At 63.3% G+C, this 22437-nt stretch carries 20 protein-coding genes; 16 read left to right on the top strand and 4 right to left on the bottom strand.

The window, feature by feature from the left end; genetic code table 11:
* The first annotated feature begins 191 nt into the window (after positions 1-191).
* The 6 genes from DT068_RS06650 to DT068_RS06675 all read left to right on the top strand — a co-directional run bounded on the left by DT068_RS06650 (position 192) and on the right by DT068_RS06675 (position 6882).
* Positions 192-1421, top strand: coding sequence for an ABC transporter substrate-binding protein (locus DT068_RS06650; RefSeq protein ID WP_368904486.1), 1230 nt, complete (start codon positions 192-194; stop codon positions 1419-1421).
* A gap of 31 nt (positions 1422-1452) precedes the next feature.
* Positions 1453-2355 carry a carbohydrate ABC transporter permease gene (locus DT068_RS06655; protein WP_119389020.1) on the top strand — a complete coding sequence of 301 codons (903 nt, stop codon included), beginning with the start codon at positions 1453-1455 and terminating at the stop codon, positions 2353-2355.
* Positions 2352-3200, top strand: coding sequence for a carbohydrate ABC transporter permease (locus DT068_RS06660; protein ID WP_119389021.1), 849 nt, complete (start codon positions 2352-2354; stop codon positions 3198-3200). The genes DT068_RS06655 and DT068_RS06660 overlap by 4 nt, the downstream gene beginning before the upstream one ends.
* Positions 3201-3208: 8 nt before the next feature.
* Positions 3209-4267 (top strand): ABC transporter ATP-binding protein, encoded by a 1059-nt coding sequence (locus tag DT068_RS06665; protein ID WP_162914040.1) that lies wholly within the window; start codon positions 3209-3211, stop codon positions 4265-4267.
* Positions 4268-4286: 19 nt separating this feature from the next.
* Positions 4287-5666 (top strand): aminotransferase, encoded by a 1380-nt coding sequence (locus DT068_RS06670; RefSeq protein WP_119389022.1) that lies wholly within the window; start codon positions 4287-4289, stop codon positions 5664-5666.
* Positions 5667-5739: 73 nt separating this feature from the next.
* Complete coding sequence (locus DT068_RS06675; RefSeq protein WP_119389023.1) at positions 5740-6882, top strand: PQQ-dependent sugar dehydrogenase; 1143 nt, start codon at positions 5740-5742, stop codon at positions 6880-6882.
* On the opposite strand, the gene DT068_RS06680 is transcribed toward DT068_RS06675, so the two are convergent.
* Complete coding sequence (locus DT068_RS06680) at positions 6848-7654, bottom strand: hypothetical protein (protein ID WP_119389024.1); 807 nt, start codon at positions 7652-7654, stop codon at positions 6848-6850. The two genes, DT068_RS06675 and DT068_RS06680, sit on opposite strands and share 35 nt — an antisense overlap.
* A gap of 92 nt (positions 7655-7746) precedes the next feature.
* Positions 7747-9021: a cysteine desulfurase-like protein gene (locus DT068_RS06685; RefSeq protein ID WP_119389025.1), complete on the bottom strand. Its 1275-nt coding sequence runs from the start codon at positions 9019-9021 to the stop codon at positions 7747-7749.
* Between the two features lie 215 nt (positions 9022-9236).
* Here DT068_RS06685 and DT068_RS06690 point away from each other — a divergent pair, with 215 nt between their 5' ends.
* Positions 9237-9941 (top strand): corrinoid protein, encoded by a 705-nt coding sequence (locus DT068_RS06690; RefSeq protein WP_119389026.1) that lies wholly within the window; start codon positions 9237-9239, stop codon positions 9939-9941.
* Positions 9942-9969: 28 nt separating this feature from the next.
* The gene (locus DT068_RS06695) at positions 9970-10605 is read left to right on the top strand and encodes a DUF1638 domain-containing protein (protein WP_119389027.1); all 636 of its coding nucleotides are present in this window, start codon (positions 9970-9972) and stop codon (positions 10603-10605) included.
* Here DT068_RS06695 and DT068_RS06700 read toward each other — a convergent pair.
* Positions 10602-11492: a fatty acid desaturase family protein gene (locus tag DT068_RS06700; RefSeq protein ID WP_119389028.1), complete on the bottom strand. Its 891-nt coding sequence runs from the start codon at positions 11490-11492 to the stop codon at positions 10602-10604. The two genes, DT068_RS06695 and DT068_RS06700, sit on opposite strands and share 4 nt — an antisense overlap.
* A gap of 70 nt (positions 11493-11562) precedes the next feature.
* On the opposite strand from DT068_RS06700, the gene DT068_RS06705 reads away from it, so the two are divergent.
* The 8 genes from DT068_RS06705 to DT068_RS06740 all read left to right on the top strand — a co-directional run bounded on the left by DT068_RS06705 (position 11563) and on the right by DT068_RS06740 (position 21242).
* Entirely contained in the window at positions 11563-12489 is a 927-nt protein-coding gene (locus tag DT068_RS06705; RefSeq protein ID WP_119389029.1) for a LysR substrate-binding domain-containing protein, read from the top strand.
* A 66-nt stretch (positions 12490-12555) separates the two neighbouring features.
* Positions 12556-13239 carry a GntR family transcriptional regulator gene (locus DT068_RS06710; protein WP_119389030.1) on the top strand — a complete coding sequence of 228 codons (684 nt, stop codon included), beginning with the start codon at positions 12556-12558 and terminating at the stop codon, positions 13237-13239.
* A 3-nt stretch (positions 13240-13242) separates the two neighbouring features.
* Entirely contained in the window at positions 13243-14355 is a 1113-nt protein-coding gene (locus tag DT068_RS06715) for a mandelate racemase/muconate lactonizing enzyme family protein (RefSeq protein WP_119389031.1), read from the top strand.
* On the top strand, positions 14352-15533 hold the full coding sequence (locus DT068_RS06720; RefSeq protein ID WP_119389032.1) for a mandelate racemase/muconate lactonizing enzyme family protein: 1182 nt from the start codon (positions 14352-14354) through the stop codon (positions 15531-15533). Before DT068_RS06715 ends, DT068_RS06720 begins: the two co-directional genes overlap by 4 nt.
* A 55-nt stretch (positions 15534-15588) precedes the next feature.
* Positions 15589-17250 (top strand): ABC transporter substrate-binding protein, encoded by a 1662-nt coding sequence (locus DT068_RS06725; RefSeq protein WP_119389033.1) that lies wholly within the window; start codon positions 15589-15591, stop codon positions 17248-17250.
* 146 nt (positions 17251-17396) lie between these two features.
* A complete protein-coding gene (locus DT068_RS06730) occupies positions 17397-18338 on the top strand; it encodes an ABC transporter permease (RefSeq protein ID WP_368904543.1) in 942 nt (313 codons plus the stop codon).
* On the top strand, positions 18335-19198 hold the full coding sequence (locus DT068_RS06735; RefSeq protein WP_119389297.1) for an ABC transporter permease: 864 nt from the start codon (positions 18335-18337) through the stop codon (positions 19196-19198). Before DT068_RS06730 ends, DT068_RS06735 begins: the two co-directional genes overlap by 4 nt.
* Complete coding sequence (locus tag DT068_RS06740; protein ID WP_368904488.1) at positions 19191-21242, top strand: ABC transporter ATP-binding protein; 2052 nt, start codon at positions 19191-19193, stop codon at positions 21240-21242. Before DT068_RS06735 ends, DT068_RS06740 begins: the two co-directional genes overlap by 8 nt.
* A gap of 198 nt (positions 21243-21440) precedes the next feature.
* Here DT068_RS06740 and DT068_RS06745 read toward each other — a convergent pair whose 3' ends face one another.
* Positions 21441-22124 (bottom strand): Crp/Fnr family transcriptional regulator, encoded by a 684-nt coding sequence (locus tag DT068_RS06745; protein ID WP_119389035.1) that lies wholly within the window; start codon positions 22122-22124, stop codon positions 21441-21443.
* Positions 22125-22437: the final 313 nt, after the last annotated feature.

The following is a 22437-nucleotide window of genomic DNA, read 5'->3' on the forward strand; positions in this document are numbered from 1 at the left end:
AAATTCCCGAAAAAGGCAAAGGTTTATAGTTAGTAAGTCAGAATGACTGAATAATTATTGACATCACCCCGATCTGGGGTCAATCTCTGCCGCCATGCTCCTCAGAGAGCAAAGAAAACAGGGAGGTTTTGGTAATGGTCCACAATTTTAACCGCAGACAATTCCTCGGGACGGGCGCGCTGGCGGGCGCCATGACCACCATGCCCGGCTGGTTCGAGGGGGGCGCCAAAGCCCAGTCGGCAGCCCTCAATGTCTTTTCGCCGCTGCCGCCCGATCCGGCGCCGCCCGGGGCCGCCAAATTCTCCGAAGAAGCCTTTGCCAAATGGCAGGCCGACAATGGCGCCACCGTCGCCTATGAGACGCTGGCCTGGCCGCAGCTGCATGACCGGATGGCAACGGCCTTCGCCTCGGGGGCAGCACCCTGGGACATCACCTATAATTGCGGCTGGGTGCCGGAATTCGAATCCTTCCTCACCCCTTATGCCGACAACCTGCCCAAGGCCCTGGTCGATGACCTGCCGGCCACCAGCTTCGCCACCACCACGGTGGGGGGCAAGCGCTATGGCGCCGTTTTCACCCTCTCGCTCTTGACCCTCTTCTACAACAAGGAGCTGATGGAACAGGCAGGCTTCAAGGAAGCGCCCAAGACCTGGGACGAATTCAAGGCCTGCGCCAAGGAGATGACCCGCGACGGGCGCTTCGGCTTCGTCTTGAACTATGGCGATCCGGCCGGCATCGGCGGCACCGCGAGCTATTGGATGGTGTTCCTGCAGCAGGCCGGCGGCAAGGTCTATGGCGAGGACGGAATGCCGGCATTCAAGAGCGATGAAGGCGTGGCCGCGCTGCAGATGATGGTCGACCTCATGCCCTCGACCGATCCCGGCTCCATCTCCTATGCCGGCATCAATGATGCGACCAATGTGCTGCTCGCCGGCCGTGCCGGCATGATGATGAACTGGCCCTTCATGTGGAATGCCGGCAATGATCCCAAGCAGTCGCAGATCGTCGGCAAGATGACGAGCGCCGTGCTCCCGGCGGGACTCAAGGGCAGCGCCTCGATCGACGGCACCGATGCTTGGACCATCACCAAGGCGAGCAAGAACCAGGACAAGGCACAGAAGCTCATCGAGTTCTATCTCGATGCCGAGGTGCAGAAGCGCCAGGTGCTCGACACCGGCTGGCTGCCGATCAGGCTCTCGGTGCTCGCCGATCCCGAGGTCCAGGCCAAGGCGCCCAATGCCGCGGTCGTGCTCGAGCAGGCCAAGCATCCCTATGACAGCTTCGTCACCGCCGACTACAACCAGGTGACGGTCGCCATCGGCACCGAGGTGCAGAAGGCGCTGCAGGGCAGCAAGACCGCGGCGCAGGCGATTGCCGATGCCCAGGATGCCGTGACCGCGATCGTCAAGCGGCGCGGCTGAGCACAGGCATCGACAGGCGGCGGGGGCCGGCATGACGACGACAGTTGAGCACAGGCGGCGAAGAACGGGGATGTTCTTCGTCGCACCGGCGCTCATCGTCCTCGCCGCCATATTGTTCTATCCGATCGTCGATTCGGTCCTCTTGGCCCTGCAGCGGGTGCAACTCGCCGGCGGTGCCGTCACCCAGGAATGGATCGGCCTTGGCAATTTCACCCGGCTGTTCTCGGATCCCGTCTTCTGGCGGGCGGCGCTCAACACGGCCTATTTCTCGGTCATGGAGGTAATCCTGGTGACGCTGATCAGTCTCGGCGTCGCCTTGCTGCTCAATCATCCCTTTGGACGATCGGGTTTCTTCCGCATCCTTCTCATCATCCCCTGGGCGATCGCACCGGTCGCCAATGCGGTATTGTGGAAATGGATCCTCAACGCCAATTACGGCGTCCTCAATGCGCTTCTGAAATCGCTCGGCGTCATCGACTACAACCAGGTCTGGCTCGGCACGCCGTTCTCGGCGCTGAATTTCCTGCTCATCGTCGATGTGTGGAAATCGGTGCCTTTCGTGGCGTTGCTGATGCTGGCGGGACTGCAGCGCGTGCCGCAGTCGCTCTATCGCGCCGCCTATATGGATGGCGCCGGGCCCTGGCAGAGCTTCCTCAATGTGACCTTGCCGACCATGCGCGGCGTCATCGCCATCGCCATCGTGCTGCAGACCATCTGGTCCTTGCGTGTCTTCGATCTCGTCTTCGTGCTGACCCGCGGCGGGCCGGCGGATGCGACGGCGCTGCTCAATTTCCTTGCCTATCGCGTGACCTTCAACTTCCTCGATCTGGGCTATGGCTCGGCCATCGCCAATGTGATCTTCGCGCTGACCTTCGTGCTGGCCGCCCTCTATGTCTGGTTGCTGTGGCCGCGCGAAATCAAAGGTGCGCGATGACCTTCGCCAGGCTCCAGCAGGGCGGACCGCTGCGCCAGGTCATGGTGATAGCCGGGCTCATCCTCTTCACCTGCTGGTCGGCGGGACCGGTTCTCTGGCTCATCCTGTCGAGCGTGCTGGAGCAGAAGGCGCTGATCGCCCAGCCGCCCGATCTCAGTCCGCGGAATTTCACGCTGGAGAACTTCTCGACCGTCATCGGTGCTGCCGCCTCACTCGGGCGGGGTATCGTGAACTCCCTCATCGTCGCGGTCTTCTCGACGGCGCTGGCTCTGGCGCTGGGCGCACCGGCCGCCTATGCGCTGGCCCGCCTGCCGGTGCCGCGCGCCAACAACATCTCCTTCCTGATCCTCGCCACCCAGATGCTGCCCGGCATCGCCATCGCCATCCCGCTCTTCATCGTCATCAGCCGGCTCGGCCTCATCGACAATGTGCTCTCGCTCGGCGTCGTCTACCTGTCCTTCAACCTGCCGATCGTGATCTGGATCCTGCGCGGCTTCTTCCTCGGCATCCCGGCCGGCATCGAGAAAGCGGCGGCCATAGATGGCGCCGGCATCTTCGCCACCTTCTGGCACATCATCCTGCCGATCTCGCTGCCGCCCTTGAGCGCCGCCGCCGTCTTCGCCTTTGTCGAAGCCTGGAACGAGTTCTTCTTCGCCCTCATCCTGACCCGCCAGCAGGCGCAGACCACGCCGCTGGTGATCGCCAATTTCGCCGGCCAGTACCAGACCGTCTTCGGCCAGATGATGGCCGCCGCCGTCATCAGCGTGGCGCCGGTCATCCTGCTCGCCATCCTGTTCCGCAACCAGATCATCCGCGGCTTCGCGGACGGCATGATGAAAGGCTGAAGATCGCCGTGCCCGCCATAGAACTGAAGCATGTCTCGAAATCCTTCGGCCCCTATCAGGCCTGCAGCGATGTCAATCTCATCATCAGCGAAGGCGAGTTCGTGACTTTGCTGGGCGCCTCGGGCTGCGGCAAGACGACGACTCTCAACATGGTTGCCGGCCTGGAGGACGTGACATCGGGCGACATCCTGATGAACGACAGGCGCGTCAACGATCTCTCGCCGGTCGAGCGCGATGTCGCGATGGTGTTCCAGAACTATGCGCTCTATCCGCATATGACGGTTGCCCGCAATATCGGCTTCACCTTGAAGATGCGGGGGCTCGATGCGGTCGAGGTCGCGCGCCGCGTCGAGAAAGTTGCAGCCTCGCTCGAGCTTTCCGCCATGCTCGATCGCCTGCCGTCGCAATTATCGGGCGGCCAGCAGCAGCGTGTTGCCATTGGCCGCGCTCTGGTGCGAGAGCCCAAATTCTTCCTGTTCGACGAGCCCTTCTCCAATCTCGATGCCGGCCTGCGCTTGCGCATGCGTGCCGAGGTCAAGGAACTGCATCAGCGTCTCGGCGTCACCTCGATCTTCGTCACCCACGACCAGGAGGAGGCGATGTCGATCTCGGACCGGATCGCGGTCATGAACAAAGGCCGCATCGAGCAGCTCGGCACGCCGGAAGAGATCTATGCCCGCCCGGCGACGCGCTATGTGGCGACCTTCATCGGCAGCCCGCGCATCGAGCTGGCGGCGGGCGAGACCGTCGCTTTTGGCAACATGTCCGCCTGCCGGATCGGATCCGTCACCTTGCCGCTCGTGCGAAGTCTCCGGCCCGGACGGCAGGTCGAGATCGGCGTGAGGCCCGAACATGTAAGGCTCGGGCACTCCGGCATCCCCGCAACCGTGCGGCTCGTGCAACCGGTAGGCCCCGCCACCCATGTGACGCTCGGCTGGGAAGGCGGCACACTGGTGGCGAGCCTGCCGGGCTTCGCGCGGCTGAGCCCCGGCGCCGCCGTTTTTGCCGAGATCGATTCAGCCCAACTCCTCGTCTTCGACCGCGAAAGCGGCGAGCTTCTGTCATGATCATCAAGGAAAGACTGCCATGAACCAGCATTTCAAGCCGAACTCGATCGCCGGCCGCGACGTCAAGGCGCATCTTCATTCGCAGACCAATCCCAGGCGCTTCGAAGAGCAGGGGCCGCTGATCGTGACGCGCGGCGAAGGCATCCGCGTCTTCGACGATGCCGGCAAGCCCTATATCGATGCCATGGCGGGCCTGTGGTGCGCTTCGCTCGGCTTCAACAATGCCAGGCTCGCCGCCGCCGCCACGAAGCAGTATGGCGAGCTCGGCTTCTACCACACCTTCTTCAACCGCACCCATGAGCCGGCGACCGATCTTGCCGAGACGCTGCTCGAGCTCACCGGCATGAAGGGCGGCAAGGCCTATTTCGCCACCTCGGGCTCGGAAGCGAACGAAACGATGGTGAAGCTCGCCTGGGTCTATCACACGGTGCGCGGCAAGCCGACCAAACGCAAGGTGATCGCGCGCGACCGCGCCTTCCACGGCTCGACCATTGCCGCCGCCTCCATGTGCGGCCTCACCTTCATGCATCGCGAATTCGGCCTGCCGATTGCGGGCTTCCTGCACACGCTGTGCCCCGATCCCTATCGCGGCACGCTCGCCGGCGAGAGCGAGGATCAGTTCATCGGCCGGCTGGTGGGCGAGCTCGAGAAGCTCATCCTGCGCGAAGGGCCTGATACGATCGCCGCCTTCATCGCCGAGCCGATCAATGCCGGTGGCGGCATCATCGTCCCGCCCAGGGCTTATTTCGCCAGGCTGCAGGCGGTGCTCGCCAAATATGACATTCTCTGTCTCGGCGACGAGATCGTCTGCGGCTTCGGCCGCACCGGCAACTGGTTCGGCAAGGAGACGGTCGGCATGAAGCCCGACATGATGTCGCTCGCCAAGGGCCTGTCCTCGTCCTACTTCCCGATTTCCGCCGTCGTGCTCAGATCTGAGATCTATGAGGCGGTGAATGAATTCAACAAGGCCGGCGGCTCCTTCGGCCATGGCTTCACCAATTCGGGCCATCCGGTCGGCGTCGCGGTGGCCCTCGAGACCATCGCCATCTACAATGAGATGAATGTCGTCGAGCATGTGCGCAGGATGGGTGCCAGACTGCGCGGCCATTTCGAAGCGATGGCCGACCGCTTCCCGATCATTGGCGATGTGCGGGGCGCTGGGCTCATGCTGGGCATCGAGCTCGTGGCCGACCGGGAAAGCCGCACGCCCTTCGATCCGGCCTTGCAGGCGGGGCTCACCTTCGACCAGATCGCCTATGACAACGGGCTGATCGGCCGCTGCATGGGCGACACGCTCGGCTTCTCGCCGCCCCTCATCGTCACCGAGAAGGATGTCGATGAGATCGCCGAGCGCTGTGAGAAGAGCCTGAAGGAGCTTCACTCGCGGCTGCGGAAGTAAACTATCGGTGAGTTGGGAACTTAAGCTGGGATTATTATCTTTCCTATCGATTCGCGAATTTCGGGAGAGATAGATGCGGCTTGTCCTGGTGCTTTCGCTGGCTCTTCTTGGCGCTATCCCCGCTGTCGCTGCGGAAAATTTCGACACCGAGAAGGGCAAGATCGCCGTCGACACGATTGCCGATGGGCTGCCGCATCCCTGGGCGATCGATTTCCTGCCCGATGGGCGCATGATTGTTACCGAACGCGGCGGCAGGATGCGCATTGTCACCCAGGCGGGCAGCATCGGCGAGGCGATCCAGGGCGTTCCCAAGGTCGATGCCGGCGGGCAGGGCGGCCTGCTCGATGTCGCCGTGCATCCGAACTTTACCGAGAACCGCCTCATCTATTGGAGCTTCTCGGAAGCGGGACAGGGCGGCAACTCGACGGCGGTGGCGCGCGGCCGGCTGGGCGAGGATGCCACCACGCTCAACGAAGTCCGGGTGATTTTCTCCCAGAAGCCGAAGCTGCGCAGCAACATGCATTTCGGCAGCCGCCTGGTTTTCGATGGCAGTGGCCATCTCTTCGTCACGCTCGGCGAACGCTCGGCGGCGAAATTCCGCGTCCAGGCGCAGCAGCTCGACTCGCATCTGGGCAAGGTCGTCCGCCTGATGGAGGATGGCACGGTGCCGGGCGACAACCCCTTCGTGAACAAGCCCGATGCCCTGCCGGAAATCTGGTCCTATGGCCACCGCAACCCGCAGGCCGCGGCGATCAATCCGGCGACGGGAGAGCTATGGGAGATCGAGCACGGGCCGAGGGGCGGCGATGAGATCAACATCCCGCAGGCCGGCAAGAACTATGGCTGGCCGGTCATCTCCTATGGCGTGAACTATAACGGCACGCCGGTGGGCAGCGGCAGGAGCGAGATGCCCGGCATGGAGCAGCCTATCTATCAATGGACGCCGGTGATCGCCCCTTCCGGCATGGCCTTCTATACGGGCGCGCTCTTCCCGCAATGGAAGAACAATCTCTTTGTCGGCGGTCTCAGGGCAGAGGCGCTGGTGCGCCTCGAGCTCGACGGCAACAAGGTGATCCATGAGGAGCGCTTGCTGCGCGAGCTGGGTCTTCGCATCCGTGACGTGGCGCAGAGCGCCGACGGCAGTCTCTATGTCATCACCGATGAGGATGACGGCATGATCCTCAAGCTGTCGCCCGCGAAGCCCGGACCATCATAAGCCCCAGCCCGCTGATGGCGGCGAAGATGACGAGCCACAGCCAGGTGCCGGGGCTCGCGAAGTTGGCACGCCCGGTCTGCAGATGGGCGAGCAGCAGGGAGATGATGGCGAGAAAGCCCAGGCTGCCATTGAAGACGCCGCCGACGAAGCATTCCTCGCGCGCCGCCGAGCGCGCCAGCAGCAAGGCTCCGAGGCCGGGCGCCAGGAACACCGCGCTGTAGATCCGCCCATGCATCGCATCGATGCCCCAGGGCCAGAAGCCCGCGGCAATGCCGGGGGCCACGAACAGGAAAGCGCCATAGAGCGTCATCACGGCGCCGGCGATCAGCAGCAATCGCCGGAAGCCGTCATCGACGGGCAGCATCGGCACGGCCGGCAGGCGGCGATAGAGCAGAAGGGCACCGCCGGTGAGCGCGGCGTAGCCGACATAGAGGATGAACCAAAGGGTCACCCGGCGGGTGCCGACGAAGGACTCGAGATGGATGAGCGAGGCGACCGACACGACGAAGGTGAAGATGAAAGCCACCACGAAGCTCGCGCGCGCCGGCGACCAGCGGTTCTGCAGGAACAGCACGGCAAGGCTCAGCATCTCCGCGACATAGACGGCGCCGAGGAAGCGCGCATTGAAGGGCGCGATCGCCCAGGGCCAGCGCGGCGCGATCACCTGCGGGGCGAAGAGCAGCAACGGCCCCGCGATCAGCACGATGAGGGCGGCGCCCGTGAAGATGCGCACCCAGGGTGACAGGTCCGGATTGCGTGAAGTGTCGCTCATCTGATGTCTCCCGGCGCCGGCAAGCTTACGCCTATGAACGCTTGGGAACGAGCGTTAATTCCGTCTGTGACAACGTTCCGTTCGCAATATCCCTATCGGGCGATCTCAGCGAGCCCGGCGATGAAGGCATCGACCTCGGCCTCGGTGTTGTAATGGGCGAGGCCCACGCGAAGCACCCCGCCCTTGTCCATGAGACCCATGCGGGTGACGGGCTCGACCGCGTAATTGTGGCCGGACCAGACGAACATGTTCCTGGCGGCAAAGGCCTTGGCCAGCACTTCCGGACTATGCCCATCGAGGGTGAAGGAAACCGTCGGCACGCGCCGATGCACGGCATTGGCCGAGGTGATGCCGCGGATCTTCAGGCCCTTGAACGGCGTCAGGTCATCGATCAGGCGCTTGCACAGATGATGCTCCCAGTCGGTGAAGACATCGAAGGCGCGATGGATGCGTGCGCCGCGCGCCGACATATGGTCATAGGTCTTCGCCGACGATCCGGGTGTGTCGCCATGGCTTGCCAGATAGTCGATGGCGCCCAGCGTCCCCGCCATGCCTTCGTGGCTCAGCGTGCCGGTCTCGAACTTATGCGGCAGGTCGTTGCCGGCCGGGCGCACCTTGTAGCTGAAGGTCTCTTCGAGCAGCGCCTCGCGGCCCCAGAGAATGCCCTGATGCGGACCGAAGAACTTGTAGGCCGAGGAGACGAGGAAATCGCAGCCGAGCTCCTGGACATCGATGCCGCAATGGGGCGCGAGCTGCACCGCATCGACATAGAAGAGGGCGCCTGCCTGATGCGCGTCCGCGGCGAAACGCTTCACGTCATTGATCGTGCCGGTGCAGTTGGAGGCAAAGCCCATGGCGACGAGCTTCGTCTTGGGGCTGAGTACGCTTGTGAGAGCGTCCTCGGCAAACTCGTAAGTCTCCGGATCGAAATCCATCCAGCGCACGGTGAGTCCGCGGTCCTCGGCGAGTAGCAGCCAGGGCGCCACATTGGCGTCATGGTCCATGCGCGACAGCACGATCTCATCGCCGGGGCTCAATCTCCGACCGAGGCAGCGCGACATATGGAGCGTCAGCGTCGTCATGTTCTGGCCGAAGACGATCTCGCGCGGCGAGCGGGCATGGTAAAAATCCGCCATCGCCTGATGAGCTTCGTTCACCAGCTCATCGGCCGCGACCGTGGTCGAGAAATAACCGCCGAGATTGGCGTTTTTCGCGACCATCGCTTCGAGCGTGCGGTCGATCACCTGCCGCGGCACCTGGGTGCCGGCCGGGTTGTCGAAATAGATCCGGGCAAGATTGCCGTCCTTTTGGGCAAGGGCGGGAAACTCGGCGCGAATGGCATCGATCGGGAAGGCAGGTAGGGGCATGGGGGAACTCTGGCTGGCGGGGCCTCCGCATAGCACCCTCGTCAGGTCCGTTCCAGAGCTGGTCGGTTTCTGCCCTATCCCTGTCGCAGGTGATGGGGAATAACCCTTGCCTTGCGCTAATTTAGCCTTCAGAAGAACGGCGAGAGCGCTTCCCGCTAAAGTTGCTCGACTTTGGCGAAAAGGAAACGCCTACGCCCTTGCCGGGAGACCAGTAAATGAGCGACGAAGGCGAACTTGATCTCAGGTCCTTGAACGACGAGGAACTGACCCAGCAGGTCCATGACGACCTCTATGACGGCCTCAAGGAAGAGGTCGAAGAGGCCGTGCATATCCTTCTGGAGCGTGGCTGGACCCCCTACAAGGTCCTGACCGAGGCGCTGGTCGAGGGCATGCGCATCGTCGGCATCGACTTCCGCGACGGCATCCTGTTCGTGCCGGAAGTGCTCCTCGCCGCCAATTCGATGAAGGCTGGCATGGCCATCCTGCGCCCGCTGCTCGCCGAGACCGGGGCGCCGCGCCTCGGCAAGATGGTGATCGGCACCGTCAAGGGCGACATCCACGACATCGGCAAGAACCTGGTCGCCATGATGATGGAAGGTGCCGGCTTCGAGGTCATCAATATCGGCATCAACAACCCGGTCGAGAAATATCTCGATGCGATCGCCGAGCATCAGCCCGACATCCTCGGCATGTCGGCGCTGCTCACCACCACCATGCCCTATATGAAGGTGGTCATCGACACGCTGAAGGAAAAAGGCATGCGCGATGACTATATAGTGCTGGTTGGCGGGGCTCCTCTCAATGAGGAATTCGCCAAGGCTGTCGGCGCTGACGCCTATTGCCGTGACGCCGCGGTCGCGGTCGAGACGGCGAAGGACTTCATGAAGCGCAAGCACAATCTATTGGCGGCGTCTGCGTGATCCCGGGCGCCGAAATGAGGTTCGGCGCATGACCTTCGTCAATGTCAAACCTTCCGAGGAATTCGAATTCCTCAACGGCCAGGGCCATGTGCTCCTGATCGCCTGCGGGGCGTTGGCGCGCGAGATCGTCGACCTGATCGAGACCAACCGCTGGACGGCCTTCGACGTCGCCTGCCTGCCGGCCAAATGGCACAACACGCCGCAATTCATCGTGCCCGCCATCCGCGACAAGATCCGCGAGGCCAAGGGCAAGTACAAGTCGATCTTCGTGCTCTATGGCGATTGCGGCACCGGCGGCCTGCTCGACAAGCTGCTCGAGGAGGAGGGCGTCGAGCGTATTCCAGGCCCCCATTGCTATGCCTTCTTCTCCGGCAATGACGCTTTCAAGCGCCGGGAAGACGAGGACATGACGTCCTTCTTCCTCACCGACTACCTGGCCCGCCATTTCGACAAGCTGATCTGGGCCGGCATGGGCCTCGACCGCCATCCCGAGCTGCTGCCCATGTATTTCGGCAATTACAGGAAGATCGTCTATATCGCCCAGACCCGCGATGAAGAGCTCGCCAAGCGCGCCATGGCCGCCGCCAGGCGCCTGGGCCTCGACTATGAATATCGTTTTGTCGGCTATGGCGAGCTGGCGGACGAGATGAAAAGCCGCGCCTAGCTCATTTCGCTGAGGTACCTGGCGTTGAACCGGACATAGCCCTTTTCCACCTGCTTGAGATGTGTCTCGATCAAAGCGTGGAATTCCGGCAGCCGATGGAACGGCACGCCCGGATAGGAATGGTGCTCGGCATGATAGGGCATGTTCCAGGCGAGCTTGCGGATAAGGATGTTGGTCAGCGTCGTCCGGCTGTTCTCCAGCATATTGGCGACATAGGGACAGCGTCCATGCTCGGCGAGAAGATAAAGCCTGAGGAAAGGCTGGCCGATCAAGGCTGGAATGATCCAGACAAACAGCAGGACCGGTGTCTTGAGATAGACCGATAGCCCGATCACCAGCGCGTAGGCGGCGATCATCGCGCGGGCCTCCATGCGTACCTTGCCGTGCCCCTTGGCCGGCACGAAGCTGTCGCGGCAGCGTCCCGATGCGTTGTTGGCAAGCGTCTTCAGATGGCCCCACCAGACGGGCAGGCCGGACACATGCACCATATATTGCCTGGGCGTTTCCGGCTTCGCGAAAGCGAGCTCCGGATCCTTCTCGGGATCCTGGGTGTAGCGGTGATGGGCGAAGTGGAAATAGCGGAACCAGTCCGCCGGCAGCGCAATCAGGAAGCTCGCCACGCGCGCGATCGCCTCATTGAGCCACGCGCTGCGAAAGGCGGTCTGGTGAATGGTCTCATGCAGAAGGGTGAAGACGAAGACGATCAATATGCCTTGCGGGATCATGAGCAGGGGCCAGAACGGCACCTTCATCGCGATCAGCATGCCCAGAACGATGATGCCGCCCCAATGCAGAAGCAGGCCGGTCAGTCCCGGCCGATCCGATTTTTCGGTCAGCTGGTCGCGCTGGGCCTGCGACAGGGAGGTGATGATCTCGCGGTGGTCCATGGCCGGAAATCTATTCGACAAACCATCTTTCGTAAAATGACTATTCCTGTCATTATGGTAAGATAAACTTATGAATGCGCTCCCGTCGCTCAGGACATTGCAGGCCTTCGAAGCCGCCGCCCGCACCGGCAGTTTTGCCGCGGCCGCCCGGGAGCTTTCGATATCTCCCGCCGCGGTTAGCCAGCTCATCGCCACGCTCGAGGATCATGTCGGGCGCAAGCTGTTCCATCGGATCAACCGCCGCTCCGTCCTGACCGAAGCGGGCCGCGAGGTCCTGCCCCGCCTGACGCTGGCTTTCGAGGAAGTGAACGGCGTCGCCCGCAGCCTCATGGGTGGCGCGCAGCGCGCGCGCCTTGTCGTGTCGGTCCCGTCATCGGTGGCCACGAGCTGGCTTCCCCAACGTCTGCCAGATTTCATCGGCCTTCATGGTGAGGCGGACATCTTCGTCAGGGGCGAGGAGGAGCCGATCGCGTTCGAACGCGACCTCATCGATATAAGGCTTTCCTACGGGCGCTTCGATCAGCGCGACCATGACGCCGAGCCGATCGTCACCGATGCTGTCCATCCTGTCTGCACGCCGGCTTTGCTGAAGAAGCATGGTCCGCTGCGCGATGCGCGTGATCTGCTCGCCATGCCCTTGATCCACACCGACTGGGGGCCGGCGGCTGCCGCTTTCCCTTCCTGGCGTGGCTGGTTCGAGGCGATGTCAATCGCACCCGGGAGGGAAATCCAGCGCGGCTTGACGGTCAACTCATCCGCGGCAGCCCTCGATCTTGCTCTGGCAGGCCTCGGAATAGCGCTTTGCCAGGGGCTTTTTGCTGCCGAAGCGGTCGAGCAGGGCAGGCTCGTCAGGCCGATCGGTCGCGCCCTGGAACTGAACCAGCCTTATTGCCTGACCGTCCCGCTCAGAAGTGCCAGGCGCGCCGTTGTCATGGCTTTCCGGGGCTGGTTCGCTGTCGAATGTGTGAAATCCGTGAATTCGCCGGCTCTCGCTTAGCTGTCATATTGCTAGATTGTCGACAATGTGATTGATTCGCCGTTCCAGACTCCTTCCGGGGCGGCCATGGCCAAGCTTGAATTCGAGCCGATTGTCGATACGACCCGCCGCGCCGAGATCGTGGCGAGGCTCAGGCGCGCCATCCTCACCGGCCAGCTCGAGCCCGGCCAGAAGGTCAATGAGCTGCGCATTTCCGAGCAAATGGGCGTGAGCCGCGCCCCCCTGCGCGAGGCGATCCGCGAGCTGGTGCAGGAGGGGCTCCTCACCAATATCCCCTATGCCGGGGCCTATGTGATCAATGTCACGGCCAAGGACATCGCGGATGCCTATGGGCTGCATCACGCGCTCGAGGATTTCGCCATCGAGCGCGTCTGGCCGCTGCGCAATGAGACCTTCGCTGTCGAGCTCAACCGCCGCCATGCGCAAGTGAAGCAGGCGACCTTGGCGCTCGACACCACCCGCCAGATCGAGACGGCGCTCAGCCTGCACAGTCTCATCTACGAATGGGCCGACAATGCGCTCCTCCTTGACACCTGGCAGCGCCTGGCGCGCCGGCTGCAGATGTATTTCGCGCTGCATCAGCAGGCCCGCAACGAGCCGGTGCCGGCGGTCGACATGCATGAGGACTATGTCCGCCTGCTGAAGGGCGCCGACATGGCTGCCGCCAAGCGCCATGCGCGCGAGCATATCGATTGGGATTTTGAAGAATTGCTGAGCTATGCGCACAGCCTCGAAACGAACCGGAAGTGAAGAATGCGCATTGAGACGATCAAGGCCTATCGCGTGCTGCAGCCCTTTGTGGATGGGCCTTACAAGATGTCGAAAGGCCGGCATGCCGATGCTTTCGATGCGGTGATCGTCTCCCTCGGAGCCGATAATGGCCTCGTCGGCTGGGGCGAGATGGCCCCGCTCGGCACTTTCTATTCGGACGCCTTCGCGGCTGGCGCGCAAGCGGGCGTCGCCGAGTTGGCGCCGCATCTCCTCGGCCGCGATCCCCGTGCTCTGGCGCAGGTCAACCGGCTGATGGATGTCGTCTTCAAGGGCCATCCCTATGTGAAGTCGGCGCTCGACATGGCCTGCTGCGATCTCGCCGCCCGCGCTGCCGATGCGCCGCTCGTTACTTTGCTGGGCGGACGCGAGAGCGAGACGGCGGAGCTCTATCGCGTCGTCACCCATGGATCGGTCGATACGATGGCAAAGCTGGCCCAGCGCATTGTGGGCGATGGTTTCAGGCGCCTGCAGGTCAAGGTCGGCGGTGACGTCAAGGGCGACATCGAGCGTGTGACGGCGGTGGCGGCTGCGGTGCCGAAAGGCACGGTGATCTTCTGCGATGCCAATGCCGGCTGGACGCCCTTCCAGGCGAGGCAATTCGCCGATGCGACGCGCGAGATCGATTATGTGTTCGAGCAGCCTTGCGTCTCGATCGATGAATGCCTGTCGGTCAGGCGTTCGCTCGGCAAGCCGATGGTGCTCGATGAATCGGTCGTCACGCTGGAAAACCTGCTGGAGATCCATCGCAAGGGAGTGGCCGACGGCCTGACCCTCAAGATCTCACGTATCGGCGGCGTCTCGAAGACAAGGGCTTTGCGCGATCTCGCCGTCGAGCTGGGCTTCATGGTGACGGTCGAGGATACGGGTGGTGCGGAGATCGACACCGCCGCCATGGCGCATCTGTCGCTGTCGACGCCGGAAGAACGTCGCCTCCATGCCATCGCCTTCCATGACTGGGTGACGGTGAAGACGGCGGTGGCGCCGCCGCCGGTCAACGGAAGCCGCATGGGCATTCCTGACGGCCCCGGCCTCGGCATCGACGTGCTGGCCGAGCGGCTCGGCAACCCCTTCCTCGAACTGGGCCAAGGCAAATGAAGATCCGCAGGATCACGGCGACGCCGATCAATCTCAGGCTCGATGCGCCTTACGCTTGGGTGTTCGGCGAGCTCGACGGCTTCTCGCCGACCATCGTCGAGGTCGAGACGGAGGAGGGGCTGACAGGACTGGGTGAGGCGCCGACACCGGCCGCGGCCCGGATCATCACGGAAAGTCTGGCGCCCAATCTCATCGGCCGCGATGCCTTCGATATCGCCGGCGCCGAGCATGTGTCGCTGCCTTACTGGACCGGCGTTCAGAGCATCAATGACCGCAGCCGCATCATGGCCTTTGGCGCGATTGAGATGGCCTTGTGGGATCTGCGCGGCAAGGCGTGGAACCAGCCGCTCTATCAGCTTCTGGGCGGCGCCGTGCGCAAGGACATTCCCTTCACCGACTATTTCTCGCTGCGGGGCGATGGCGCCGTCAAGGGCGAGAAGACGCCGGAAGCGGTGGCCGATTATTGCCAGTCGCTGCATGAGCGGCATGGCACGACCTTCTTCGAAGGCAAGTTCTCGACCGCGGACCCGAAGATTTCGCTCAAGGTGGTTGAGCTGATCCGCAAGCGGCTTGGCGATGGCGTGATGATCCGCATCGATTCCAACCAGGCCTATTCGCTGGCGACGGCGCGTCAGCTGGCGCGGCCTCTGGAGGAGCTCGGCATCCGCAACTGGGAAGACCCGGTCGCGACCATCGAGGACATGCGCGAATTGCGCCGCCATTGCTCCATTCCTTTTTCCACCCACAATGTGGACATCGCGCGCGCCGGTGAATTGCGCGTGCCGGATGCCATTGTCAGCAACCCGACGGTGCTGGGTGGCATCGGCCGGCTTGTCCGCTTCATCGGCGCCTGCGAGCATTCGGGCATCGACTACTGGTGCTACAGCGGCGACAGCGGCATCGGCAGCGCCGCCTATTTGCATCTCTGCGCAGCACTTGGCTGGATCCGCGAGCCCAACCAGTCGCTGTTCCGCATGCAGATGACGGATGTGATCGAGGAGGGGCCATTCGCGCTGAAGAACAATCTCGTGCGCGTGCCGGAGGGGCCGGGCCTCGGCGTCACGCTGTCCGCTGAAAAACTTTCCGCCTGCCATCAAGATTTTCTCAAACGCGGACCCTGCAACAAATATCACGACCCGGATAAACCGGGCACATACCGGCGCCTGCCGCTGAGCTGAGAAAAGGGAGACTCGCTTCGCATTTCGCAAAGCCAAACAGGGAAAGGGACAGACCATGAAAGACTATCGTTTGCTCGACCTCATCCGGCGCAGCCGGTCGCCGATCGAGAACCATTTGATCGACGGGCTTGTCGCCGGTCGCGTCAGCCGCCGCGAATTCCTGCGCCATGGCAGTCTGCTCGGCCTGTCGCTGCCGCTGATCGGCCGGATCGGCGCGGCTGCCGGCTTCGGCGTGATCGCCGCTCCGGCACGCGCCGAAGGTGCCGCCGGCGCCACCATCCGCGTCGCCTGCAGCGCGCCCAATGGCGCCATCGATCCCGTCAAGGTGCCCGATGTCGGCGGCCTCGTGATGCTGCAGCAGACGGGCGAGTTCCTGTGCATGGACGGGCCCGATCTCGTCCTGAAGCCGATGCTGGCCGAAAGCTGGGCGCCCAATGACAAGGGGACAGTCTGGACCTTCAAATTGCGCAAGGGCGTGAAATTCCACTCAGGCAGCGAGATGAAGGCGGACGACGTCGTCGCGACCATCAACCGTCTCGCCGATCCGGCCAATTCCTCGAACGCGCTCTCGGTGTTCTCGGGCGTCCTCTCCAAGGGCGCTGCCCGCAAGGTCGACGATTATACGGTCGAGTTCCATCTCGATGCCGCCAACGGCAATTTCCCGTATCTCCTGTCCTCCGACAACTACAACGCCATCATCCTGCCGGCCAGTTACGCCGATGACTTCGAGAAGAACTTCGTCGGCACCGGGCCCTTCAAGCTCGAGAAATACACGCCCAAGATCGGCGCGTCCTTCGTGCGCAATGAGGATTACTGGGGCGAGAAGGCGCTGCCGGCCAGGGTCGAGTTCGTCTTCTTCGCCGACATCCAGCCGCAGATCCTGGCGCTGCAGGGCGGCCAGGTCGATGTCATCAACCAGTTGCCGGTTCTGGCAGGCGCCGGGCTTCTCAATGATCCCGCCTATTCGATCATCAGCCAGAGCTCGGCCACCCACCATGAAGTCCATATGCGCAACGACATGGATCCCTTCAAGGATCCGCGCGTGCGCCGTGCCATCGCGCTCAGCCTCGATCGCGACAAGCTGGTCAAGGGCCTGATGCGCGGCCGGGCGCAACCCGGCAATGACAGTCCCTTCGCGCCGGTCTATCCCTCGACCGATGCATCGGTGCCGCAGCGCCAGAAGGATATTGCAGAGGCGAAGCAGCTCCTCGAGGCAGCGGGCATCAAGCCCGAAACGAAGATCACGCTGACCACCCAGCGCTATCAGGAGATTCCGGAATATGCCCAGCTCATCCAGAATGCCGTGAAGGAAATCGGCATCGACATCGAGCTGAATGTCATGGATTCGGGCACCTACTATGGCGACGCCGTCTTCGGCAAATCGAACTGGCTCGATTCGACCATGGGCATCACCGATTACGGCCATCGCGGCGTGCCCAATGTCTATCTCTCGGCACCCTTGCGCAGCGAGGGCACCTGGAATGCCGCCCATTTCAAGAACAAGGATTTTGATACGCTGGCGGCGAGCTATATCGCCGCCCTCGATCTCGAGGCGCAGAAGGTCGATGCGGGCAAGATCCAGAAGCTGCTGCTCGAGGAGACGCCGGTGATCTACGGCTATTTCTTCGATTACCTGTCGGCAAGCGTCAAAGGTGTCACGGGCGTCAATCCGACGGCGATGTCGCAAATCTTCCTCGACCGCGCCGCCAAGACCTGATCGAATGGGGCTGTCACCGCAGGCGCTCCCCGCCAAAGTTGCTCGACTTTGGCGATAAGGGAGCGCTCTGGAATAGGCCTGCCGGCCGGAGCTTCGACTTCGGCTGGCAGGTCTTTCGAACAGGGGAGTCGTCCATAGCCGCATTCATCCTTCGCCGCGTTGCCTTGTCGCTGGTGACGCTCGTCCTCTTGAGCCTCATGGTGTTCTTCGGCGGCCAGGTGCTGCCGGGCAATGTCGGGCGCGCTATATTGGGTCCCTTTGCCGAGGAATCGGCCGTGCAGGCGCTCAACCACTCGCTTGGCCTCGACCGGCCCTATCTCGTCCAATACTGGGACTGGATCTCGAATTTCGTCCAGGGCGACATGGGGACGTCCTATGTCTTCCGCTCGCCCGTGGCGCCTTTCGTGCTCGACGCGCTGGTCAATTCCTTGAAGCTCGCCGCCGTCGCCTTCATCATCGTGGTGCCCATCGGCATATTGGGCGGCGTCGTCGCGGCCCTCAATGTCAATCGCCCGCTCGACCGCATCATCAGCCTGAGCGGTCTCACCGCGACTGTGCTGCCTGAATTCGTCACCGGCATCGTGCTCATTCTCATCTTCGGCATCTGGCTCAAATGGCTGCCGATCGCCGCGGCCTGGCCGGAAGGGGCGGGCTTCTGGGTCCAGCTCTATCATCTGATCCTGCCCTCGATGCCGCTGTTCCTGGTGCTCTTCGGCTATATCGCCCGCATGGCGCGCGCCGGCATGATCGAGGCGCTGGAGTCGGACTATACGCGCACCGCCGTGCTGAAGGGCCTGCCCTGGCACACCGTCATCCGCCGCCATGTGCTGCGCAATGCGCTCACCCCCACCATCACCGTCATCGCCACCCAGGCCGGCTATCTGATCGGCGGCCTGGTCGTGGTCGAGACCTTGTTCCGCTATCAGGGCATCGGCTCGCTGATCTTCACGGCGGCGCGCGGCAAGGATTTCCCGGTGCTGGAAGCGGGCATCCTGATCATCGGCATCGTCTTCGCGACGGCCACCCTCATTGCCGATATCACCTATTCGCTGCTCAACCCGCGCATCAGGCTGGGAGCCGAAAGATGAGTGCCGCCGACATCACGCCCGGCCGGGAACGCGGCCGGCTTGCCGAATTGCTGGCGGCCCTCGGCCGCTCGCGCACTTTCCTGGCCGGCGCGGTGATCCTGCTGTTCTGGATCTTCTGCGCGCTGTTCGGCGAGTTCTTCACACCCTATGACCCGCTGGCCGACGACATCATCAATTCCCTGATGCCGCCCTCGGCCGAGCACTGGTTCGGCACCGACCAGCTCGGTCGCGACGTGTTCTCGCGCGTCATTGTCGGCGCTCGCGACATCCTCACCGTGGCGCCGCTCGCGACGCTCATCGCCACCATCTTCGGCACGGCGCTCGGCCTCGTCACCGGCTATTTCCGCGGGATCGTCGATGACGTCGTGAGCCGTGTGCTCGAAGCCTTCATGGCGATGCCGGTGGTGATCATAGCGCTTCTTGCCATCGTGGCGCTCGGCACCTCGACCTTCACCGTCGTCTCGGTCATCGGCCTTTCCTTCTCGCCGATCATCGCCCGTACCGTGCGCTCGGCCGTGCTGTCCGAGCGCGAGCTCGATTATGTCGCCGCCGCCAGGCTCAGGCGCGAGAATGCGCTCCACATCATGTTCGTCGAGATCCTGCCCAATGTTCTGCCCCCCATCCTGGTCGAGGCGACGGTGCGGCTCGGCTACGCCATCTTCGCGGTCGCCACATTGAGCTTCATGGGGTTCGGCATCCAGCCGCCATCGCCCGACTGGGGCCTCAGCGTCTCGGCCAATTACGGCATGATCGGCGGCGGCTTCTGGTGGACGGTGCTGTTCGATGCGCTCGCCATCGCCTCGCTCGTCATCGGCGTCAACCTGGTGGCCGATGGCGTCCAGGGAGCGCTCGATGACTGACGCGCTGGTGCTCGATCATCTCGATGTCGCCTATCACGCCAGGGGCCGCGACCGGGCGGTGCTGCGCGATGTCAGCTTCCGCATCGGCGAAGGCGAGGCCTATGGGCTGGTGGGCGAGTCGGGTTGCGGCAAGTCGACCGCCGCTTTGGCGGCCGTGCGCTATCTGCCGCGCAATGGCAGCGTCACCGGCGGGCGCATCGCCATTGCCGGGGAGGATGTCACGACGCTCGGCCGCGACGCGCTGCGCCGGCTGCGTGCCAGGACCGTGTCGATGGTCTATCAGGATCCCGGCAAGGCCCTGAACCCGACCTTGCGCGTCGGCCGCCAGATCGCCGAGATTTTCGAGCTGGCCGGCGCCTCGGCCGGCGACGCGCGGGCGCGCGCGTCCGGGATGCTGAAGCGCGTGCGCATTTCCGATCCGGCCCGCGTCATGCAGCGTTATGCGCATGAACTGTCGGGCGGCATGCAGCAGCGCGTCGCCATCGCCATGGCACTCGCCAAGGATCCGGCACTTCTCATTCTCGATGAGCCGACGACCGGCCTCGATGCCACCGTCGAGGCCGAGGTGCTCGACCTGATCGCCGAGCTCCGGCGCGAATTCAGGACCTCGATCCTGTTCATCAGCCACAATCTCGCGGTGGTGGCCAAGATGTGCGACCGGGTCGGCGTGCTCTATGCCGGCATGCTGGTGGAGGAGGGCCCGACGCAGGCTCTGTTCCGTGACCCGCGCCATCCTTACACGGTGGCGCTGCTCAGATGCCTGCCGCGCGCCGGTGAGCACAAGGGCCAGAACCGCCTGGATACGATCCCGGGATCCTTGCCGCTGCCGGGCGCCATCATCACCGGCTGTCCCTTCGCCGAACGCTGCGCGCTGGCCGATGACTGCTGCCGGCGTGAGCTGCCGGCGCTCATCGATCTGGCCGGGCGCTTCTCGCGCTGCCACTATCACACACGCGCCGGTGAGCTGCCGCGCCAGACGCCGGCCGAAGTGAGGTCTCTGGCGCACCGGACGGCGCCGGAACCGGTCCTCAGGATCGACAATCTCAACAAGACCTTTCGCTCGCGCGACCACAATCTGCGCGCGGTCGCCGATCTGTCGCTGACCATCGAGGTGGGCGAGACCTTGGGCCTTGTCGGTGAATCGGGTAGCGGCAAGACCACTTTCGCCAAGCTTCTGCTGGGCTTGCTGCCGCCCGATGCCGGCGGATCGATTTCCTTCGATGCCAGGACGCTGCCGCCTTTGCTCGATGAGCGCACCGATGAAGAGGTCAAGGCGATGCAGATCGTCTTCCAGAACCCCGATTCGGCGCTGAACCGTGCCCATTCGATCCGCCATGTCATCGGCCGGGCGCTGAAACAGCTCGCCGGACTGAGTGGGGAAGCATTGAAGGCGCGTCTCCGCGACCTCATCCGCTCGGTGAAATTGTCGGAGCGCCATCTGAGCGCCAAACCGCGCCAGCTTTCCGGCGGCCTCAAGCAGCGCGTGGCGATCGCGCGCGCTTTCGCCGGCGAGCCGCGCCTCGTCGTCTGCGACGAGCCGACCTCGGCGCTCGATGTCTCGGTGCAGGCGGCGATCCTCAATCTGCTGGCCGATCTCCAGGCCGAGAAGCAGGTGAGCTATGTCTTCATCTCGCATGATCTGGGCGTGGTGCGCTATCTCGCCGACAAGATCGCCGTCCTCTATCTCGGCCGCATCATGGAGCTGGGCTCATCCGGGCGCGTCTTCTCCGGCCCCCATCATCCCTATACCGAGGCGCTGCTGTCGGCGGTGCCGAAGCTCGACGGCGCGTCGCGGGCGCGCATCAAGCTCGAGGGAGAGATCCCGAGCGCCAGCAACCCGCCCTCGGGCTGCGTCTTCCACACTCGTTGCCCGCGCAAGCTGGGGCCTATTTGCGAGACACAGGAGCCGCCGCTCGCGGAAGCCGAGCCAGGGCACGCGCTGCGCTGCCATATTCCGCTGGCGAACCTGGCTAAGCTACAAGGGATTTCAATGCATCAGCATTCTGAGACGGTCGTCCTCCCAACTCGTCATGGCCGCCCTTGAGGCGGCCATCCAGTCGTTACGGCGCGCAGCTGTTTGGCGGATGGGCTGGATGGCCGGGTCGAAGCCCGGCCATGACGAATGGGGAGGAATCTCACCTCTTGAGCGTCGGGCCGGGAGGTGCGAAGCGGCTTTCGGATAACCCGATGCGCAAACAAAGAGATAAAGCGCGGGGCCGATTCTATGAGAACGCCCGACACTCTAGGAATCCACGCTGCGTTTGAGCGTCGCTATGTCGTTGAGGCAATAATAGCCTGACGATCGTGAGATCGTCTTGCGCCGTGTCCAGTCGCTGAAAACCCGGCTCACATTCTCGCGCGCCACTCCGGCCATCGCCGCAAGGTCGCTCTGGTGGATCTTGTGACGGACCACGACGCGCCCTGTGTCCTCCTCTTCGCCGAGCAGTTCGCCGAGCTCGAGCAGGGTGCGCGCCAGGCGCGCCTTGACGGTCATGAAACTGGCGGCCGCCACCGCATTGTCGGTTTCACGCAACCGGGCCGCCAGCACATTGACCAGATAGCGATAGATTTCCGGATGCTGTCGCGTGTATTTCTCGAAAACGGCACGGCTGATGAAGCTCAGCTCGCACGCCCTGACGGCTACGACCGATGCCGACCGTGGCTGCCCGTCGATGACGGCAAGTTCGCCGGCGAGTGCTCCTGGCCTGAGCAGGGCCAATATCCGTTCGTCACCTTTGGGCGAGCTTATGACCACCTTGAGGAGGCCGTGCTCAAGCCGGTAGCAGCCGTCACCGGCGTCCCCGGCAGCAAAGAGCACCTCGCCGGCATCGAGGTGACGCCGTTCCGTGCTCGAGAACAGCAGCGCTGACAGGTGTTCGGGCAGGGCCGGCAGGATGCCGGGCATGCGCGGAGATCTTGTCGTCATTGCCCCTCACATATTGATCCGGCCGGTAAAACCGCCGGTTTCGCCAGAATATTTGCACGCTAACCATGTTAGCACGCAAAAAAGTGACGGCCATCACTGCAATTGCCGCCGAATTTGGGTAGGAATCGCGCCATCAGGACGGCGACTGATGCACACCGACGGAGGCCTACGATGGGTGTGCGGGTATTGGAGCCTATAAATCGAATTGGCTAATCTGAAACTGACGGCGGGCCTGGGTCGCACATGACGGCGTGTGCGGCTCCGGCCGTTTCTTTTTTGGAGCATCGGACCGAAAAGCTTGTGGCCGGGTTTA

The organism is Taklimakanibacter lacteus, assembly GCA_003576695.1.
Taxonomy (GTDB): Bacteria; Pseudomonadota; Alphaproteobacteria; order Rhizobiales; family Aestuariivirgaceae; genus Taklimakanibacter; species Taklimakanibacter lacteus.

Coding starts and splice junctions, on each gene's coding strand:
- DT068_RS06735 (WP_119389297.1), top strand. CDS start 18,335: ATGAGTGCCGCCGACATCACGCCCGGCCGGGAACGCGGCCGGCTTGCC.
- DT068_RS06680 (WP_119389024.1), bottom strand. CDS start 7,654: ATGAGCGACACTTCACGCAATCCGGACCTGTCACCCTGGGTGCGCATC.
- DT068_RS06655 (WP_119389020.1), top strand. CDS start 1,453: ATGACGACGACAGTTGAGCACAGGCGGCGAAGAACGGGGATGTTCTTC.
- DT068_RS06745 (WP_119389035.1), bottom strand. CDS start 22,124: ATGACGACAAGATCTCCGCGCATGCCCGGCATCCTGCCGGCCCTGCCC.
- DT068_RS06660 (WP_119389021.1), top strand. CDS start 2,352: ATGACCTTCGCCAGGCTCCAGCAGGGCGGACCGCTGCGCCAGGTCATG.
- DT068_RS06670 (WP_119389022.1), top strand. CDS start 4,287: ATGAACCAGCATTTCAAGCCGAACTCGATCGCCGGCCGCGACGTCAAG.
- DT068_RS06695 (WP_119389027.1), top strand. CDS start 9,970: ATGACCTTCGTCAATGTCAAACCTTCCGAGGAATTCGAATTCCTCAAC.
- DT068_RS06725 (WP_119389033.1), top strand. CDS start 15,589: ATGAAAGACTATCGTTTGCTCGACCTCATCCGGCGCAGCCGGTCGCCG.
- DT068_RS06700 (WP_119389028.1), bottom strand. CDS start 11,492: ATGGACCACCGCGAGATCATCACCTCCCTGTCGCAGGCCCAGCGCGAC.
- DT068_RS06690 (WP_119389026.1), top strand. CDS start 9,237: ATGAGCGACGAAGGCGAACTTGATCTCAGGTCCTTGAACGACGAGGAA.
- DT068_RS06650 (WP_368904486.1), top strand. CDS start 192: ATGACCACCATGCCCGGCTGGTTCGAGGGGGGCGCCAAAGCCCAGTCG.
- DT068_RS06710 (WP_119389030.1), top strand. CDS start 12,556: ATGGCCAAGCTTGAATTCGAGCCGATTGTCGATACGACCCGCCGCGCC.
- DT068_RS06685 (WP_119389025.1), bottom strand. CDS start 9,021: ATGCCCCTACCTGCCTTCCCGATCGATGCCATTCGCGCCGAGTTTCCC.
- DT068_RS06740 (WP_368904488.1), top strand. CDS start 19,191: ATGACTGACGCGCTGGTGCTCGATCATCTCGATGTCGCCTATCACGCC.
- DT068_RS06715 (WP_119389031.1), top strand. CDS start 13,243: ATGCGCATTGAGACGATCAAGGCCTATCGCGTGCTGCAGCCCTTTGTG.
- DT068_RS06705 (WP_119389029.1), top strand. CDS start 11,563: ATGAATGCGCTCCCGTCGCTCAGGACATTGCAGGCCTTCGAAGCCGCC.
- DT068_RS06720 (WP_119389032.1), top strand. CDS start 14,352: ATGAAGATCCGCAGGATCACGGCGACGCCGATCAATCTCAGGCTCGAT.
- DT068_RS06675 (WP_119389023.1), top strand. CDS start 5,740: ATGCGGCTTGTCCTGGTGCTTTCGCTGGCTCTTCTTGGCGCTATCCCC.